Source organism: Micromonospora globosa, assembly GCF_000717585.1.
GTDB classification, from domain to species: domain Bacteria; phylum Actinomycetota; class Actinomycetes; order Mycobacteriales; family Micromonosporaceae; genus Micromonospora; species Micromonospora aurantiaca.
Window position 1 is genome coordinate 1 of record NZ_JNZR01000065.1, and the last position, 18301, is coordinate 18301.

Here is an 18301-nt window from a genome sequence, read left to right on the forward strand (position 1 = left end):
ACACCTGGTCCCGGTCCGTCACATCACACGCGACCACCCGCACCGACGCACCCAACGCCGACAACCGCTCCGACAACTCACCCGCACCCACAGCCTCCGGACCACGCCGCGACACCAGCACCAGCGACCGCACACCATGCACCGACACCAGATGCTCCGCCACCAGCGCACCCAACGCACCCGTACCACCGGTCACCAGCACCGCACCGTCACCCACGACCGGCGTCTCCACCGACGCCGCAGCGACCGCACTCACCAGACGCGGCACGAACACCCCACCCGAGCGGACGGCCAACTGGCCGCCGGCCGGGTCCGCGGCGAAGCGGGCCAGGACGCCCAGCGTGCCGGGGTCGATCGCGTCGTCGACGTCGGCCAGGACGATGCGGCCCGGGTGCTCGGACTGCGCGGAGCGCAGCAGGCCCCACACCGCCGCCGCGGCCAGGTCGGTCACCCGGTCCCCGTCGCGGACGGCCAGCGCGCCCCGGGTCACCACCGCGAGCTTCGAGTCGGCCAGCGCGTCGACGGCCAGCCACGCCTGCACCAGGCCCAGCACGTCGGCGGTGACCGTGCGGACGGTCCGCGCCGGGTCGCCGTCGTCGGCGGGCGACGCGGCCGGCGTGAAGAGCAGCAGGCGCGGCGGGGCGATGCCGGCGTCGATGGCGGCGCGCAGCTGCCGGATCGTCTCGGCGGAGGGGCCGCCGGGGACGCCCGGCAGGGCCGGCCCGCCCAGCACCGCCCAGCCCGACGCGTCGTCGACCGGGTCGGCCTCCTCGGCCTGCCAGGCCACCTCGAACAGGGAACGCGACGCCGCGCTCGGGGCGGCCAAGCCGGTCAGCTCCCGCAGGACGAGGGAGTCCACCGACACCACCGGCGCGCCCGCCTCGTCGCGGGCGGTCAGCCGCACCGCGGAGCCGTTGCGGGTCAACCGCACCCGCAGCAGCCTCGCGCCGGAGGCGTGCACCTGCACGCCCTCGAAGGCGAACGGTACGCGCGGCCCGCCCGACTCCTCGGTGCCGGGCAGCAGCCCGATCGGGTGCAGGGCGGCGTCCAGCAGCGCCGGGTGCACGCCGAAGCGCGCCGCCTCGGTCGCCGCGTCGTCCGGCAGGACCACCTCGGCGAAGACGTCGTCCTCGCCGGTCCACACCCGGCGCAGCCCCTGGAACGCCGGCCCGTACGACAGGCCGTGTTCGAGCAGCGCCGGATACCAGCCGGTCAGGTCCACCTCGGTGGCGCCGGCGGGCGGCCAGGCGGCCGGCTGCGGTTCGTCGGCCGTGGCCGGTTCCAGCACGCCCTCCGCGTGCCGGGTCCAGCCCGCCTCGGGATCGTCGTCGGGGCGGGAGTAGACGGCGACGGGACGCTGCGGGGACTCCGACGCGGACACCCGCACCTGGATCCGTATGGCGCCGGACTCGGGGAGCACCAGCGGCACGAGCACCGTCAGGTCCCGCAGCCGCGGCAGGTCCGCCTCGTCGCCGGCGCGGACGGCCAGCTCCACGAGGGCCGTGCCCGGGACCAGCGTCACACCGGAGACGACGTGGTCGGCCAGCCAGGGGTGGGTGGTCGGGGAGATCCGGCCGGTCAGCACGATCTCGTCGTCGCCGGCCAGGTCCACGGCAGCGCCGAGCAGCCCGTGCTCGGCCACGCCGAGGCCGGCGCCGCTGACGTCGCCGGCGCGCAGCCGGCCCACGGCCGGCCAGAAGCGCTGCCGCTGGAACGGGTACGTCGGCAGGTCGACGGGGCGGGTTCCGGCCGGCAGGAGCGCGGTCCAGGTGACCGGCGTGCCGTGCGCGTACAGCTCCGCAAGCGCATGGACCAGCGACGCCGGCTCGGGTCGGCCGGGGCGCAGGGTCGCCACGACCGTCGCCGCGTCGTCGTCCGGCAGGCAGGCGCCCACCATGCCGGCGAGCACCGCGTCGGGGCCCAGTTCGAGGAACGTACGGACGTTGCGCTCACGCAGGCTCGCGACCCCGTCGGCGAACCGGACGGTCTCCCGTAGGTGGCGGACCCAGTAGTCGGGGGTGCCGATCTCGTCGGGGTCCGCGATCCGGCCGGTCAGGTTCGACACGATCGGCAGGACGGGCCAGTGGAACGTCAGCCCGTCGAGCACCTGCCGGAACTCGGCCAGCATCGGCTCCATGAGCGGGCTGTGGAACGCGTGGCTGACGGTGAGCCGGCGCGTACGCACACCCCGGTCCGTCCAGGCCCGCTGCACCTCGTCGAGGGCCTCGGCGGCGCCGGAGACCACCACGGCGGTGGGGCCGTTGACGGCGGCGACGCCGACCCGGTCGGCGAACGGGACGATCGACTCGGCCACCGCCGCCTCGTCGGCGGCGACGGCGAGCATGCCACCACCGGCCGGCAGGGCCTGCATCAGCCGACCCCGCGCCGCGACCAGCGCGCACGCGTCGGCCAGGGAGAACACACCCGCCACGTGCGCCGCCGCGATCTCACCGATGGAGTGCCCGGCCACCAGGTCCGGCGCGACACCGAACGACTCGACCAGGCGGAACAGGGCCACCTCGACGGACGGCGGTGCGGCCGCTGCGGGCGATTCCCCGCACGACGGCGGCCGAGGGCTCGTCGTCGGCCAGCGCGCCGAGGGCGGCGAGCAGTCCGGCGCGGTCGCCGGGCAGCAGCACGGCGCGGTGCTCGAAGGCGCTGCGGGCGGTGGCGAGCGCCCGGCCGACGTCGGCGACGGTCAGGTCCGGCTCGCCGTCGACGAGGGTCCGCAGCCGGCGCGCCTGCTCGTGCAGGGCGGCGGCGTCGCGGGCCGACAGGACGCAGGCGACGAGGTCGCCCGGGACGCCCGTGGCGGGTGCGGCCTGCGCCGGGGCGGGCTCGGGGGCCTGCTCGACGATGGTGTGGGCGTTGGTGCCGCTGATGCCGAACGACGACACCGCCGCGCGGCGGGGCCGGTCGACGGCCGGCCACGGCCGCGCCTCGGTGAGAAGGGCGACCGACCCGGCCGTCCAGTCGATGTGCGGGGACGGCTTCTCGGCGTGCAGAGTCGGCGGCAGGATGCCGTGCCGCATGGCCAGCACCATCTTGATCACACCGGCGACACCGGCCGCCGCCTGGGCGTGGCCGATGTTCGACTTGACCGACCCCAGCCACAGTGGATGGTCCTGCGGTCGGCCCTGCCCGTACGTGGCCAGCAGCGCCTGCGCCTCGATCGGGTCTCCGAGGGCGGTGCCGGTGCCGTGCGCCTCGACGGCGTCGACGTCGGTGGTGGCGAGCCGGGCGTTGGCGAGCGCCTGCCGGATCACCCGCTGCTGGGCGGGGCCGTTCGGCGCGGTCAGGCCGCTGCTGGCGCCGTCCTGGTTGACGGCGCTGCCCCGGACGACGGCGAGCACCCGGTGGCCGTTGCGCTGCGCGTCGGAGAGGCGCTCCAGCAGGAGCATGCCGACGCCCTCGGCGAAGCCGGTGCCGTCGGCGCCTGCGCCGAACGCCTTGCACCGCCCGTCGGGCGACAGGCCGCGCTGCCGGGAGAACTCGGTGAGCATGCCGGGGGTGGACATGACGCTCACCCCGCCGGCGAGGGCGAGGCGGCACTCGTCCTGCCGCAGCGCCTGGGTGGCCAGGTGCAGCGCCACCAGCGACGACGAGCAGGCGGTGTCGACGGTGACGGCGGGGCCCTCCAGGCCGAACAGGTACGAGATGCGGCCGGAGGCGACGCTGCCCGCGCTGCCGTTGCCGACGTGGCCGTCCAGGTCGTCGGTGCCGCCCGCGGCCTGGGAGGCGTAGTCGTGGTAGATGAGCCCGACGTAGACGCCGGTGCTGCTGCCCCGTGCCGAGTGGGGGTCGATCCCGGCCCGCTCGAATGCCTCCCAGGAGGTCTCCAGCAGCAGCCGCTGCTGCGGGTCCATCGCCAGGGCCTCGCGGGGGGAGATCCCGAAGAAGGCGGCGTCGAACTGGGCGGCGTCGTGGAGGAAGCCGCCCTGCCGCGGTACGGCGTCCGGGTCCTGGTCGCCGGCGCGCAGGTCGTCGAGGTTCCAGCCCCGGTCGGTGGGGAAGGGCGAGATGACGTCGGTGCCGGCGGTGACCACGTCCCACAGCTGCTCGGGGGTCTGCACGTCGCCGGGGAACCGGCAGGCCATGCCGATGATGGCGATCGGTTCGTCGAGGGCGGCGGCGGTGCCGGCCGCCACGGGCCGGTCCACGGTCGCCGCGCCGCCGAGCTCCCGGTCCAGGAACTCGGCGAGCACCACGGGGGTCGGGTAGTCGAACGCCACGGTCGCGGGCAGCCGCAGGCCGGTGGCGGCGGAGAGCCGGTTGCGCAGTTCCACCGAGGTGAGCGAGTCGAAGCCCAGTTCCTTGAAGGCGCGCTGGGCGTCGACGGTCTCGGCCGAGCGGTGCCCGAGCACTGCCGCCACGCTGGTGGCCACCAGGTCGAGCAGGTGGGAGCGCCGCTCCGCCGGGCCGAGCGTCGCCAGCCGGTCCCGTACGGAGGCGGTGTCCGCGAGGCCGCGCCCCACCGCGCGCCGGGCCGGTCCGCCCGCGCGGACCAGGTCCCGCAGCAGGCTGGGCACGTTCTGGCCGGTCGGCCGCGACGCCGGCGGCAGGTTCATGAGGACGAGGTGCGCCGCGTCGCGCTGTCGCGCCAGCTCGTACAGTGCCACGCCCTGCCGGTCGGTCAGCGGGGCGCTGGTGGCGCGGATCGCCTTGCGGTGCGCGCTGCCGCCCAGGTGGGCGGTCATGGCGCTGCTGGTGGCCCACAGCCCCCACGCGATGCTGGTGGCGGGCAGCCCCTGCTCGCGCCGGTACTCGGCGAGGGCGTCGAGGAACGCGTTCGCCGCCGCGTAGTTGCCCTGCCCCGGCGAGCCGCCGGGTCACCTGCGCGGGGTCGGTCACGTCGGCGGTGCCGGCGGTGACCCGGGCGCCCGCGCGGGTCAGCTCGTCGACCAGCTCCCGGTAGTGCTCGGGGCCACGGCGGGAGGCCAGCAGCAGGTGCCGGGCCTGGCCGGTGGCGACGAGGTGCCGGGCGAACACGCCGGCGAGGGCGCCGCCGGCGCCGGTGACGAGCACGGTGCCGTCCGGGTCGGCGGGGGCGGGCACCCGCAGGACGACCTTGCCGATGTGGCGGGCCTGACTCATGTGGCGCAGCGCCTGCCGGGCCTGGCGTACGTCCCACGCCCGCAGGGGCAGCGGGCGCAGCGCGCCCCGCGCGAACAGGTCGAGCAGTTCGGTGAGCATCTCCCCGATGCGCCGGTGCCCGGCCTCGTTGAGGTCGAACGCGCGGTAGACCACGCCCGGGTGCCCAGCGGCGACCGCCTCCGGGTCGCGTACGTCGGCCTTGCCCATCTCCACGAACCGGCCGCCGCGCGGCAGCAGCCGCAGCGACGCGTCCACGAAGCCACCGGCGAGGGCGTCGAGCACCACGTCCATCCCGGCGCCGCCGGTGGCCGCGCCGAAGGTCTGCTCGAACTCGGTGGTCCGCGACGACGCGATCCGCTCCTCGGCCACCGGGGCTGGCGGTGGCGTACACCGTCGCGCCCCAGTGCCGGGCGAGCTGGATCGCGGCCATGCCGACGCCGCCCGCGCCGTTGTGGATCAGCACCGACTCACCGGCCCGCAGGTCGGCCAGGTCCCGCAGCGCGTAGTACGCGGTCAGGAACACCACCGGCACGGAGGCGGCCTGCGCGAAGGACCAACCGGCGGGGATCCTCGCCACGAGGTCGCGGGTGGCGATCACCTCGGGGGCGAAGGCCGGCTCGAACATGCCGAGCACGCGGTCGCCGGGGACCAGGTCGGTCACGCCCGGGCCGACCTCGATCACGACGCCCGCGCCCTCGCTGCCCAGCACGGCCGCCGGATCCGGGTACATGCCCAGCCCGATCAGCACGTCACGGAAGTTCACGCCGGCCGCGCGCACCGCGATGCGCACCTGACCCGCGTCCAGGGCGACGGAGGTGGCGGGCACCATGCCGACACCGTCGAGGGTTCCGGGGCTGACCGCCCCGACCCGCCACAGTCCGTCCGGCGGGACGAGTTCGTCGGCGGCCTGGCCGGCGGGCCGGCCCAGGCGGGGCGTGCGCACCTCGTCGCCGCGTACGGCCACCTGGCCGCCGGTCGGCGAGGGGTTCTCGGCGACGGCGGCGAGCACGGCGAGGGTGGCCGGGGTGAGGTCCCCGTCGACGTCGGCGAGGACGATCCGCCCCGGGTGCTCGGACTGCGCCGAGCGCAGCAGACCCCAGACCGCCGCGCCGGGCAGGTCCCGCACCGCGTCCGCCGGGGTGGCGGCCACCGCCGCGCGGGTCAGCACCACGAGCGTGGTGTCGGTCAGCGCCTCGCTGTCCAGCCAGCGGTGCAGCACGGCCAGGACACGAGCGGTGGCCGTACGGACTTCGTCGGGCAGGTCGCCCCCGGGGGTGCCGGCGGGCACGGGGACCACGAGCGCGCGGGGCGCCTCGACCGTGCCGGCCGCGACCGCCGCGGTCAGCTCGTCGACGGTCGGGAACACCGGCGTGGCGAGGCCCGCCGGGGCGGGTCCGTCGCCGAGCAGCGCCCAGCCGGTGACGTCCCGCGCCGGGGTGACCGCCTCGACCGGCCACGTCACCTCGAACAGCGACCGCTGCGCGGCCTCCGCGCCGGTGGCGTCGGTCATCTCCCGCATGGCGAGCGACTCGACTGACACCACGGGCGCGCCGGACTCGTCGCCGGCCACCAGCCGCACGCGCGAGCCCGCCCGGGTCAGCCGTACCCGCAGCGTCCTGGCGCCGGAGGCGTGCACCTGCACGCCCTCGAACGCGAACGGCACGCGCGGTCCGCCGGAGCGCTCGGCCGTCAGCAGCCCGACGGGGTGCAGGGCGGCGTCCAGCAGCGCCGGGTGCACGGCGAAGCCGGCGGCGTCGTCGGCCGCCTCGTCCGGCAGGGCGACCTCGGCGTACGCCTCGTCGCCGGCGGTCCACAGCCGCCGCAGGCCCCGGAACGCCGGCCCGTAGGCCAGGCCGCGCTCCGCGAGCGCCGGATACCAGCCGGCGAGGTCCACCTCGGTGCCCCCGGCCGGCGGCCAGGAGCCCAGCGTCGGCTCGTCGGTGGCCTGCTCCAGCAGACCGTCGGCGTGCCGCGTCCAGGAGTCCCCGGGGTCGCCGTCGGGCTGCGAGTGCACCGCCACGCTCCGGGTTCCGGAGCCGTCGGCCGCGCCGACGCGCACCTGCACGCGGACCGCGCCCGGGTTCGGCAGCACCAGCGGCGCGGCGACGGTCAGCTCCCGCACCCGGGAGGTGCCGACCTCGTCGCCGGCGCGCACCGCGAGCTCGACCAGGGCCGTGCCCGGCAGCACCACGGCGCCGCCGACCACGTGGTCGGCCAGCCACGGGTGCGTGGACGCCGACAGCCGGCCGGTCAGCACGACCTCGTCGTCGCCGGCGAGGCGCACCGCCGCGCCGAGCAGCCCGTGCCCGGCCGCGCCCAGCCCCGCGCCCGACACGTCGCCGGTGGCGGAGCGGTCCAGCGCCGGCCAGAACCGGTCCCGCTGGAAGGCGTACGTGGGCAGGTCGACAGGGGTGGCGCCGGAGCCGGCGAAGACGCGCGACCAGTCGACGGGCACACCGGCGACGTGCAGCTCGCCGAGGTTGGCCAGCAGCTGCCGCGGTCCGTGCTCGTCGCGGCGCAGCGAGCCCACCACCACGCCGCCGCCGGCCGCCCGGTCGAGCGCGTCCTGCACGGCGATCTTGAGTACGGGGTGCGGGCTGACCTCGACGAAGGTCCGGAAGCCCTGCTCGATCAGCTGGTCCACGACCGGCGCCAGCCGGACCGTTTCCCGCAGGTTGCGGTACCAGTAGTCGGCGTCGAGCCCGGCGGTGTCGATCGGCTCGCCCGTGACGGTGGAGTGGAAGGCCACGGTGCTGGTGCGGGGGTCCACAGTGCCGAACCCGGCGGTCACCTCGTCGCGGATCGGGTCGACGTGGCCGCTGTGCGCCGCGAAGTCGACGGCGACCTGGCGGGCGCGGACGTCGCGCTCGGCGCAGTGCGCGAGCAGCTCGGCGACCGACGCCGAGTCGCCCGCGACCACGGTCACGGCGACGCCGTTGAGGGCGGCGACGGAGAGGCTGCCCCGCCACGGCGCGATGAGCCGCTCGGTGTCGGCGGCCGGGAGCGGGACGGAGACCATGCCGCCGCGACCCGCGATCGCCAGCAGGCCGCGGCTGCGCGCCACGACGAGCCGCGCGGCTTCGGCGAGGGTCAACGCGCCGGCGACGCAGGCCGCGGCGAGTTCCCCCTGCGAGTGCCCGACGACGGCGGCCGGTTCCACGCCGCACGAGCGCCAGAGCTGCGCGAGGGACACCATGACGGAGAAGAGCGCGGGCTGGACCACGTCCACCCGGTCCAGGGGTGGCGCGCCGGGCGCCTGCCGCAGCACGTCCTCCAGGGACCAGTCGACCAGGCGGGACAGTTCCTCGGCGCACTCGCCCATCCGCTGCCGGAAGACCGGCGAGGTCTCCATCAGGTCCAGCGCCATCGAAGTCCACTGGGAGCCCTGGCCGGGGAAGACGAAGACGACCTTCGACGCGGCGTCCGCGCCCGCCGGGGAGCTGTCGCCGTCGGCGAGGGCGGCCAGGCGGGCGAGCGCGTCGTCCCGGTCGGCGGCCACGACGACCGCCCGGTACGGGTGGTGCGCCCGCTGGGTGGCCAGGGAGAAGCCGAGGTCGCGCGGGTCGAGGCCGGCGTCGCCGGCGAGCCGTTCGCCGAGGCGGGCGGCCTGCGCCCGGAGCGCGCGGGGGCTTCTGCCGGAGACCGGCAGGGGTACGGCGGCGGGCCCGACCAGGCCGGGAACGTGCCCCGCCGGTGCGGCCGTCGCCGGGGCCGGCTCGTCGGGCGCCTGCTCGATGATGGTGTGCGCGTTGGTGCCGCTGATGCCGAACGACGACACGGCGGCCCGGCGCGGCCGGTCGACGGCGGGCCACGGCCGGGCCTCGGTGAGCAGGGCGACGGCCCCGGCGCTCCAGTCGACGTGGGGCGAGGGCTGGTCCACGTGCAGGGTCGGCGGCAGCACGCCGTGCCGAATCGCCAGCACCATCTTGATCACGCCGGCCACCCCGGCCGCCGCCTGGGAGTGGCCGATGTTCGACTTGATCGAGCCGAGCCAGAGCGGCTCGCCGTCGGCGCGGTCCTGCCCGTAGGTGGCCAGCACCGCCTGCGCCTCGATCGGGTCGCCGAGGACGGTGCCGGTGCCGTGCGCCTCGACGGCGTCCACGTCGGCCGCGTCGAGCCGCGCGTTCTCCAGGGCCTGGCGGATGACCCGCTGCTGGGACGGGCCGTTCGGGGCGGTCAGCCCGTTCGACGCGCCGTCGGAGTTGACCGCGGAGCCGCGCAGCACCGCGAGCACCCGGTGGCCGTTGCGCCGGGCGTCGGAGAGGCGCTCCACGAGCAGCATGCCGACGCCCTCGGCCCAGCCGGTGCCGTCCGCGCCGGCGGCGAACGCCTTGCACCGCCCGTCGGGGGCCAGCCCGCCCTGCCGGGAGAACTCGGAGAACATGCCGGGCTGCGCCATGAGTGCCACCCCGCCGGCCAGGGCCATGTCGCACTCGCCGCCGCGCAGCGCCTGGGCGGCGAGGTGTAGCGCCACCAGGGACGAGGAGCAGGCGGTGTCGACGGTGACCGCCGGGCCTTCGAGGCCGAACATGTAGGCGACCCGTCCGGAGGCGACGCTGCCCGCCGTGCCGGTCAGCAGGTGCCCCTCGAGGCCGTCCAGGTCGTCACGTCCGCTGGTGGCGTAGCCGGAGGAGGCGGCGCCGACGAAGACACCGGTGGCGGTGCCGCTGAGGGCGGCGGGGTCGATGCGGGCGTACTCGAAGCTCTCCCAGGCGGTCTCCAGCAGCAGCCGCTGCTGCGGGTCCATGGCGAGGGCCTCGCGGGGGCTGATGTTGAAGAAGCCGGCGTCGAAGTCGGCCGCGTCGTAGAGGAAGCCGCCCTGGTGGGTGACGGTGCCGCCGGCCTGGTCGCCGTCGGTGCCGTACAGCCGGTCGAGGTCCCAGCCGCGGTCGGCCGGGAAGTCACCGACGGCGTCGGCCCCGGAGGTGACGAGCTGCCACAGCTGCTCGGGGGTGGCGACGCCGCCGGGGTAGCGGCAGGCCATGCCGATGATGGCGATCGGCTCGTCGGCGTCGGCGGTGACGACCGTACGGACGGTGGCGCCGGTGCCCGTGGCCGGGCCGAGCTGCGCGAACAGGTGCTCGGCCAGCCGGGCCGGGGTGGGGTGGTCGAAGGCCAGCGTGGCGGTCAGTCGCAGCCCGGTGGCCGCACCGAGGCGGTTGCGTAGTTCCACCGAGGTCAGCGAGTCGAAGCCCAGGTCCTTGAAGGCCCGGGCGGCGGGAACCGACTGCGCCGAGGCGTGCCCCAGCACCGTGGCGGCCTGGCCGCAGACCAGGTCGACGAGCGCCTGGCGGGCATCGGCCTCGGAGAGGCCGGCGAGCCGGTCGCGCCACGACGCGCCGGCGGTCGGCCGGTCGCCAGCGGTACGGCGTCGGCCGCCGCCGCGCAGCAGGTGCCGCATCAGCGGCGGCACACCGCTGGCCTCGCCGGTGACGTGGAGTCGGGCCGCGACGACGACCGGCCGGGCGGCCGGCAGGGCGGCGTCGAAGAGTTCGGCGCCCTCGGCCGGGGAGAGCCGGCTCATCCCGACGCGCCGCAGCCGCTGCTGGTCGTCGCCGTCGAGGTGGGCGGTCATCGTGCTGTCGGTGGCCCACATGCCCCAGGCGATGCTGGTGGCGGGCAGCCCCTGCTCGCGCCGGTACTCGGCGAGGGCGTCGAGGAACGCGTTCGCCGCCGCGTAGTTGCCCTGCCCCGGCGAGCCGAACCGATGGTCGCGTCCGCGATCACCCCGGCGGTGTGCACCACAGCCGTCAGCGGGTGCGCCGGGTCGATCCCGGCGACCAGCTCGGTGACCTGGGCGGGGTCGCTGACGTCGACGGCCACGGCGGTGACGTCGGCGCCCGCGTCGGTCAGTTCCCGGAGCAGGGTGGCGTACGCGTCGTCCCGGCCGGGTGCGCGGCGGGAGGCCAGCAGCAGGTGCCGGGCCTGGCCGGTGGCGACGAGGTGCCGGGCGAGCACGCCGGCGAGAGCGCCCCCTGCGCCGGTGACCAGCACGGTGCCCTCGGGGTCCACGGGCGCGGGGATGCGCAGCACCACCTTGCCGACGTGGCGGGCCTGGCTGACGTGCCGCAGCGCCTGCCGGGCCTGACGCACGTCCCACGCCCGTACGGGCAGCGGGCGCAGCGCGCCGCGCGCGAACAGGTCGAGCAGCTCGGTGAGCATCTCCCCGATGCGCCGGTGCCCGGCCTCGTTGAGGTCGAACGCGCGGTAGACCACGCCCGGGTGCCCGGCGGCGACCGCCTCCGGGTCGCGTACGTCGGCCTTGCCCATCTCCACGAACCGGCCGCCGCGCGGCAGCAGCCGCAGCGACGCATCCACGAACTCACCGGCCAACGCGTCGAGCACCACGTCCATCCCGGCGCCGCCGGTGGCCGCGCCGAAGGTCTGCTCGAACTCGGTGGTCCGCGACGACGCGATCCGCTCCTCGGCCACCGAGCTGGATCGCGGCCATGCCGACGCCACCCGCGCCGTTGTGGATCAGCACCGACTCACCGGCCCGCAGCCCGGCGAGGTCCCGCAGCGCGTAGTACGCGGTCAGGAAGACCAGCGGAACCGACGCGGCCTGGGTGAAGGACCAGTCGGCGGGCATCCTGGCGATCCGCTGCCGGTGTGCCACCGCCTGCGGGCTGAAGCCGAGTTCGAACATGCCGAGCACGCGGTCGCCGGGAGCCAGGTCGGTCACGCCCGGGCCGACCTCGACCACGACGCCCGCGCCCTCGCTGCCCAGCACGGCCGCCGGATCCGGGTACATGCCCAGCCCGATCAGCACGTCACGGAAGTTCACGCCCGCTGCGCGCACCGCGATGCGCACCTGGTCCTCGCCCAGCTCGGCGGGCGTGGCCGGCACCGGCGCGATCCCGTCCAGTGTGCCGCCGGTGACGGGGGCGAGGTGCCACGGGCCGGGCGGCGGCGTCAGCTCGTCGCCCGCGGGTCGCGCCAGCCTCGGCACGAGGGTCCGCTCGCCACGCACCGCGAGCTGGCCGCCGGAGACCGACGGGTCGACCGCCGCCCCGGCCAGCACGGCGAGGGTCGCGGCGGTCAGCTCGCCGTCGATGTCGGCGAGGACGATCCGCCCCGGGTGCTCGGACTGCGCCGAGCGCAGCAGGCCCCAGACGGCGGCGGCGGCCAGGTCGCCGACCCGGTCGTCGTCCGCAGCGGCCACCGCGCCGCGGGTCACCACCACGAGCTTCGACTCCGCCAGCGCGTCGGCGGCGAGCCAGGCGCGCAGCATGTCCAGGACGGAGCCGGTGAGCGTCCGTACGGCCTCCGGCACGGCGACGCCGGGGTCGCCGGTCGGCACCGGCAGCAGCACCTGCCGGGCCGTGGTGCCGGCCGCCGCCAGGGTCGCCACGTCCGCGAAGACCGGCAGCTCCGCCAGCGCGGCCGGGACGGCACCGCCCAGCGCCGCCCAGCCCGCGAGGTCGTCCACGCCGTCGATCTGCTCCGCCTGCCAGGTCACCTCGTACAGCGAGCGGGCGGCGGCGCCCCGGGTCGCCGTCGCGGTCATCTCCCGCAGCACCAGCGAGTCCACCGACACCACCGGCGCGTTCGAGCCGTCGCAGGCGACCAGCCGCACCCCGGAGCCGTCCCGGGTCAGCCGCACCCGCAGCGTCGGGGCGCCCGAGGCGTGCACCTGCACGCCCTCGAACGCGAACGGCACGCGCGGGCCGCCCGTGGCCTCGGCCGCGAGCAGCAGCGCCACCGGGTGCAGCGCGGCGTCCAGCAGCGCCGGGTGCACCCCGAACGCGCCCGCCTCGCCGGCCGTCCCGTCCGGCAGCGCCACCTCGGCGTACGCCTCGCCGTCGGCCGTCCAGGCCCGCCGTACGCCCTGGAACACCGGCCCGTACGACAGGCCGTGCTCCGCCAGTGCCGGATACCAGCCGGTCAGGTCCACCTCGGTCGCGCCCGCCGGCGGCCACTCGCCGAGGCCCGGCTCGTCGGTCGACACCGGTTCGAGCAGGCCGTCGGCGTGCCGCACCCACTCGGTCTCGTCGTCCTCGGGCTGGGAGTACACGGACACCGTCCGCACGGCGGCTTCGTCGGCCGCGCCGACGCGCACCTGGACGCGTACCGCGCCGGACGCGGGCAGCACCAGCGGCGCCGCCACGGTCAGCTCCCGTACCCGCGACGCGCCGACCTCGTCGCCGGCGCGGACCGCCAGCTCCACCAGGGCGGTGCCCGGCACCACCACGGCGCCGGCGATCACGTGGTCGGCCAGCCACTGGTGCGTCGACGTCGACAGCCGGCCGGTCAGCACCACCTCGTCGTCGCCGGCGAGCCGCACCGCCGCGCCGAGCAGCGGGTGCCCCGCGACGCCGAGGCCGGCGCCCGACACGTCGCCGACCCGCCACGGCAGCACCTCGGGCCAGAACCGCTCCCGCTGGAAGGCGTACGTGGGCAGGTCGACCTGGGCGGCGCCGGTGTCGGCGAACCACTCCCGCCAGGACACCGGCACCCCGTGCACGTGCAGCTCGGCGAGGGCGTGCAGCAGCGCCTGCGTCTCGGGCCGGTCCGGGCGCTGGGCGGCGACGGCGAGCACGTCGTCGCCGGGCAGCGCGTCGGCCGTCATCGCGGTCAGTACGCTCCGCGGCCCGACCTCCAGGAACGTGTCGACCCCGGCGTCGCGCAGCGCGGCGAGCCCGTCGGCGTAGCGGACCGCCTCGCGGACGTGGCGAACCCAGTAGTCCGGGGTGCGGATCTCGTCGGCGTCGGCGAGCGCACCTGTCACGTTCGACACCATCGGCAGCGTGGGCGCGGCGAAGGTCAGCCGCTCGACGATGCCGCGGAAGCGCTCCAGCACCGGCTCCATCAGCGGGCTGTGGAACGCGTGGCTGACGGTCAGCCGGCGGGTACGCGCGCCCCGGTCCCGCCAGACGCGCTCGACCTCGTCGAGGGCGTCGACGGCGCCGGAGACCACGACGGAGGCCGGGCCGTTGACGGCGGCGATGCCGACCCGGTCGGTCAGCCCGGCGATCGACTCCGCCACGGCCGCCTCGTCGGCGGCCACGGCGAGCATGCCCCCGCCGGACGGCAGCGCCTGCATCAGCCGGCCCCGCGCCGCCACCAGCAGGCAGGCGTCCTGGAGCGACAGCACCCCGGCCACGTGCGCGGCGGCGATCTCCCCGATCGAGTGCCCGCCCACGTAGTCCGGCGCGACGCCCATGGACTCGACCAGCCGGAACAGCGCCACCTCGACGGCGAAGAGTCCGGCCTGGGTGAACGCGGTCTGGTCCAGCAGCTCCGCCTCGGCGGAGCCCTCCGGTGCGAACAGCACCTCCTTGAGCGGGCGCGGCAGAACCCGGTCGAGGTGCCCGCACGCCTCGTCGAGGGCGACGGCGAAGACGGGGAACTCGGCGTACAGCTCACGGCCCATGCCGGCGCGCTGCGCGCCCTGGCCGGAGAAGAGCACCGCCAGCGGACCCCGGTCCCCGGCCTGGCCGGCGACCACGATGCCCGACGGCTCGCCGGCCGCCAGGGACCGCAGGCCCGCCAGCAGACCCGTGCGGTCCCCGGCGAGCAGCACCGCGCACCGGTCGAGCGTCGTGCGGGCCACCGCCGAGGAGAAGGCCACGTCGAGCGGGCGCTGTCGCTCGTCGCCGGTCAGCCGGCGGACCCACCGGTCGGCCTGGGCGGCGAGCGCGGCCGGCTGCGCGGCGGAGAGCAGCACGGGCACGACGGTGGGACGACGGGACCAGGTGGCGTCGTCGCCGGCCGGGTCGGGGGCCGGCGCCTGCTCCAGAATCAGGTGGGCGTTCGTGCCGCTCATGCCGAAGGACGACACGCCGGCCCTGCGGACGTGCTCGCCGCCGGCCCACGGGCGCGCCTCGTCGAGCAGGGCCACCGCGCCGGTCGACCAGTCGATGTGCGGTGAGGGCCGGTCCACGTGCAGGGTGGGCGGCAGCACGCCGTGCCGCATCGCCATCACCATCTTGATGACGCCGCCGGCGCCGGCCGCGGCCTGAGGGTGGCCGATGTTCGACTTCAGCGAGCCCAGCCACAGCGGGCGGTCGGCGGTGCGGCTCTGCCCGTACGTGGCCAGCAGCGCCTGTGCCTCGATCGGGTCGCCGAGCCGGGTGCCCGTGCCGTGCGCCTCGACGGCGTCCACGTCGGACGGGCTGAGCCGGGCGTTCTCCAGCGCCTGCCGGATGACCCGCTGCTGCGAGGGACCGTTGGGGGCGGTCAGCCCGCTGCTGGCGCCGTCCTGGTTGACGGCGCTGCCCCGGATCACCGCCAGGACGGGGTGCCCGTTGCGCCGGGCGTCGGAGAGCTTCTCGACGAGCAGCATGGCGACGCCCTCGGACCAGCCGGTCCCGTCGGCGTCGGCGGAGAACGCCTTGCACCGCCCGTCGGAGGCGAGCCCCCGCTGGCGGGAGAACTCGACGAACGCACCCGGCGTGGCCAGCACTGTGACGCCGCCGGCCACGGCGAGGGAGCACTCGCCGTCGCGCAGGGCCTGACCGGCGAGGTGCAGGGCGACCAGCGACGAGGAGCAGGCGGTGTCGATGGTGACGGCCGGCCCCTCCAGCCCGAAGGAGTACGCCAGCCGGCCGGACATGACGCTCGCGGCAGTGCCGGTGAGGACGTAGCCCTCCGTGCCCTCGGGCAGTTGCCGCAGCACGGACGTGTAGTCCTGCCCCGCGGTGCCGACGAACACCCCCGTACGGCTGCCCCGCACCGACGCGGCGTCGATGCCGGCCCGCTCGAAGACCTCCCAGGTCACCTCGAGCAGGAGCCGCTGCTGCGGGTCCATGGCCAGCGCCTCGCGCGGCGAGATCCCGAACAGGGTCGGGTCGAACAGGCCGGCGTCGCGCAGGAAGCCGCCCCGGTTGCTGTACGTGGTGCCGGGGTGGTCGGGGTCGGGGTCGTAGAGCCCGTCGAGGTCCCAGCCCCGGTCGTCGGGGAACGTGCCGGTGGCGTCCACCCCGCCGGCGACGAGGTCCCAGAGATCCTCCGGTGAGGCGACGCCGCCGGGGAAACGGCAGGCCATGCCGACGATCGCGATCGGCTCGGCGTCCTCGTCCTCCAGCTCGGTCAGGCGCCGACGCGCCAGGCGGAGCTCGGAGGTCACCCACTTCAGGTGTTCGAGGAGCTTGTCTTCGTCCGCCATGACCCACCCGCCCAGAGCTTGCTATCGATCGGAATCTGCCGATTCGTTGACCACACCACCGCCGACGGCCGGCTTCGTGCACAGGTGGGCGGAGACGCGGCCGTTCGGCTCACGGACCCCACACCTGTTCCTGATTCCGGTTGTCGTGCCTGCTCAGGCGCCCGCCACGCCGGACAGGTCCGCCGACACATGCCCGCCACCGTGACTGGACGGTACTGAGCGCCAAACGCCCGCCCAACCCCTAGAGAACCCCTGATCGACCAGCCCGCGAGCGGCGTCGCGGCAGGCCCGGCGAGCGGCGGTGACCAGCGCCGCGAGGGCCGCTCAGGCGGGCTGCCCGGCGGCCGACGGCAGGATGCGGCGCAGTCGGCCGGGAGGCGTCGAGCGGCGGCGCCACTCCCGTGGGTAGCCGACCGAGACCTCTTCGAACCGGACCCCGTCGTACCAGGTGGTGCGCGGGATGTGCAGGTGGCCGTAGACGGCGACGCGGGCGTCGAAGCGGACGTGCCAGCCGGCCGTGGCCTCGGTGCCGCACCACTGGGCGAACTCGGGGTACCGCAGGATCCGGGTGGGCTCGCGCACGAGCGGGAAGTGGTTGACCAGGACGGTGGGCAGCCCGCCGCGCTCGGCGGTCAGCCGCCGCTCCGTCAGGGCCAGCCGCGCCCGGCACCAGGCGTCCCGCGTCGGGTACGGGTCCGGATGCAGCAGGATCTCATCGGTGCAGACCACGCCGACCTCGTGGGCCCGTGCCAGGGCCTGCTCCTTCGTGTACGTCCCCGGGGGCCGGAAGGTGTAGTCGTAGAGCAGGAACAGCGGCGCGATCAGGACCGGGTCGTCGCCCTGCTGGTCCCAGACGGGGTACGGGTCCTCCGGGGTGACGACCCCGAGCCCCCGGCACAGTTGCACCAGGTGCTGGTAGCGCGCGTCCCCCCGCAGCTGGATCGGGTCCTCGCGGGGAGTCCACAGCTCGTGGTTGCCGGGGGCCCAGATGACCTTGGCGAAGCGGCGGCTGAGGAGTCCCAGCGCCCACTCGATGTCGCCGACGAACTCCCCGACGTCGCCGGCGACGACGAGCCAGTCGCCGTCGCGCTCCGGCCGCAGCCGCTCGACGATGGCCTTGTTCTCCGCGTGCACCACGTGCAGGTCGCTGATGGCGAGCAGTTGAGGCAAGCCGGATCCGGCCATGCGGACCTCCCGTCCATCCGGGGTACCGCACGCACCCACATCCGTACCGCTCGGCTGCCGGTGGGCAGGGCGAGACGGCCTGGCGTGCTCCGACCCTACGGAGCCGGGCCCGCACCGGCACACCCCTAGACGGGATACGTGGACCCCTAGGCAGCCGCGCCTGCCCGACGGCGCCGGTCAGGCGTCCGGCACCGTCGGGTGTCCCTTTCCCCGGCCCGTCCCGCCCGGGGTCGGGCAGTGTCCGCTCAGGACTTGCCGAACTCCCGCTGGATGATGTCGAAGAGCTCGTCCCGGCTGGCCGACTCCAACTCCTCTGCGGCGGCCGGCGCCGATGCGGTGGCGGCGGGTCGGCCCCGCCACCGGGTCAGCAGGTCCTCCAGCCGACCGACGACCGCGTCGTCGACCTGGTCGCCCGGCAGCCCGCCGAGGAGCTTGTCGAGGCGTTCGATCTCGGCCACGATCGGCAACGCCGGCTGCTCGGGCGCCAACTCGGCCCGCAGGTGACCGGCGAGCGCGTTCGGGGTGGGATGGTCGAAGACGAGGGTGGCGGGCAGTCCGATGCCCGTTGCGGCGGTCAGCCGGTTGCGCAGCTCGACTGCGGTGAGCGAGTCGAAGCCCAGTTCGAGGAAGCCGCGGGCGGGCCTGATCCCGCTCGGCGTGGCGTGTCCCAGCACCGCCGCGGCGGTGCCGCGGACCAGGTCGAGCAGGATGCGGTCGCGCTCCGACCCGGAGGCGGCGGCGAGCCGCTCGCGCAGCGCCGACGCCGCGCCGCGGTCCTCGCCCTTCGGCGCCTCCTCGGCCTGTGCGGGCTGTGCTTCGGGGATGTCGGTGAACAGACGCGACGGACGCAACGCCGTGAACGACGGCACAAACCGATCCCACCGCACATCCGCCACCACCACCTGCCCCTCACCA

At 76.1% G+C, this 18301-nt stretch carries 5 protein-coding genes and 3 pseudogenes; all 8 read right to left on the reverse strand.

What is annotated here, in order from left to right; genetic code table 11:
• The coding region (locus IF06_RS34610) for an acyltransferase domain-containing protein (protein WP_232236823.1) at positions 1–2518 on the reverse strand (2518 nt) is incomplete at its 3' end.
• The gene (locus tag IF06_RS34615; RefSeq protein ID WP_232236824.1) at positions 2448–4697 is read right to left on the reverse strand and encodes a type I polyketide synthase; all 2250 of its coding nucleotides are present in this window, start codon (positions 4695–4697) and stop codon (positions 2448–2450) included. The genes IF06_RS34610 and IF06_RS34615, both read right to left, overlap by 71 nt.
• 175 nt (positions 4698–4872) lie before the next feature.
• A pseudogene (locus IF06_RS34620) lies at positions 4873–5463 on the reverse strand (zinc-binding dehydrogenase); the annotation flags it as partial.
• Positions 5464–5782: 319 nt separating this feature from the next.
• A pseudogene (locus tag IF06_RS34625) lies at positions 5783–10351 on the reverse strand (beta-ketoacyl synthase N-terminal-like domain-containing protein); the annotation flags it as partial.
• Between the two features lie 390 nt (positions 10352–10741).
• Positions 10742–11526 (reverse strand): annotated as a pseudogene (locus IF06_RS35045) (SDR family NAD(P)-dependent oxidoreductase); the annotation flags it as partial.
• Positions 11417–16201 (reverse strand): type I polyketide synthase, encoded by a 4785-nt coding sequence (locus IF06_RS34630; protein WP_232236825.1) that lies wholly within the window; start codon positions 16199–16201, stop codon positions 11417–11419. The gene IF06_RS34630 and the pseudogene IF06_RS35045, both read right to left, overlap by 110 nt.
• 324 nt (positions 16202–16525) lie before the next feature.
• Positions 16526–17386, reverse strand: coding sequence for a metallophosphoesterase family protein (locus IF06_RS0131435; protein ID WP_030275392.1), 861 nt, complete (start codon positions 17384–17386; stop codon positions 16526–16528).
• A 245-nt stretch (positions 17387–17631) separates the two neighbouring features.
• Positions 17632–18301, reverse strand: a 670-nt coding sequence (locus IF06_RS0131440) for a phosphopantetheine-binding protein (protein WP_232236826.1), incomplete at its 5' end; no start/stop codon positions are given.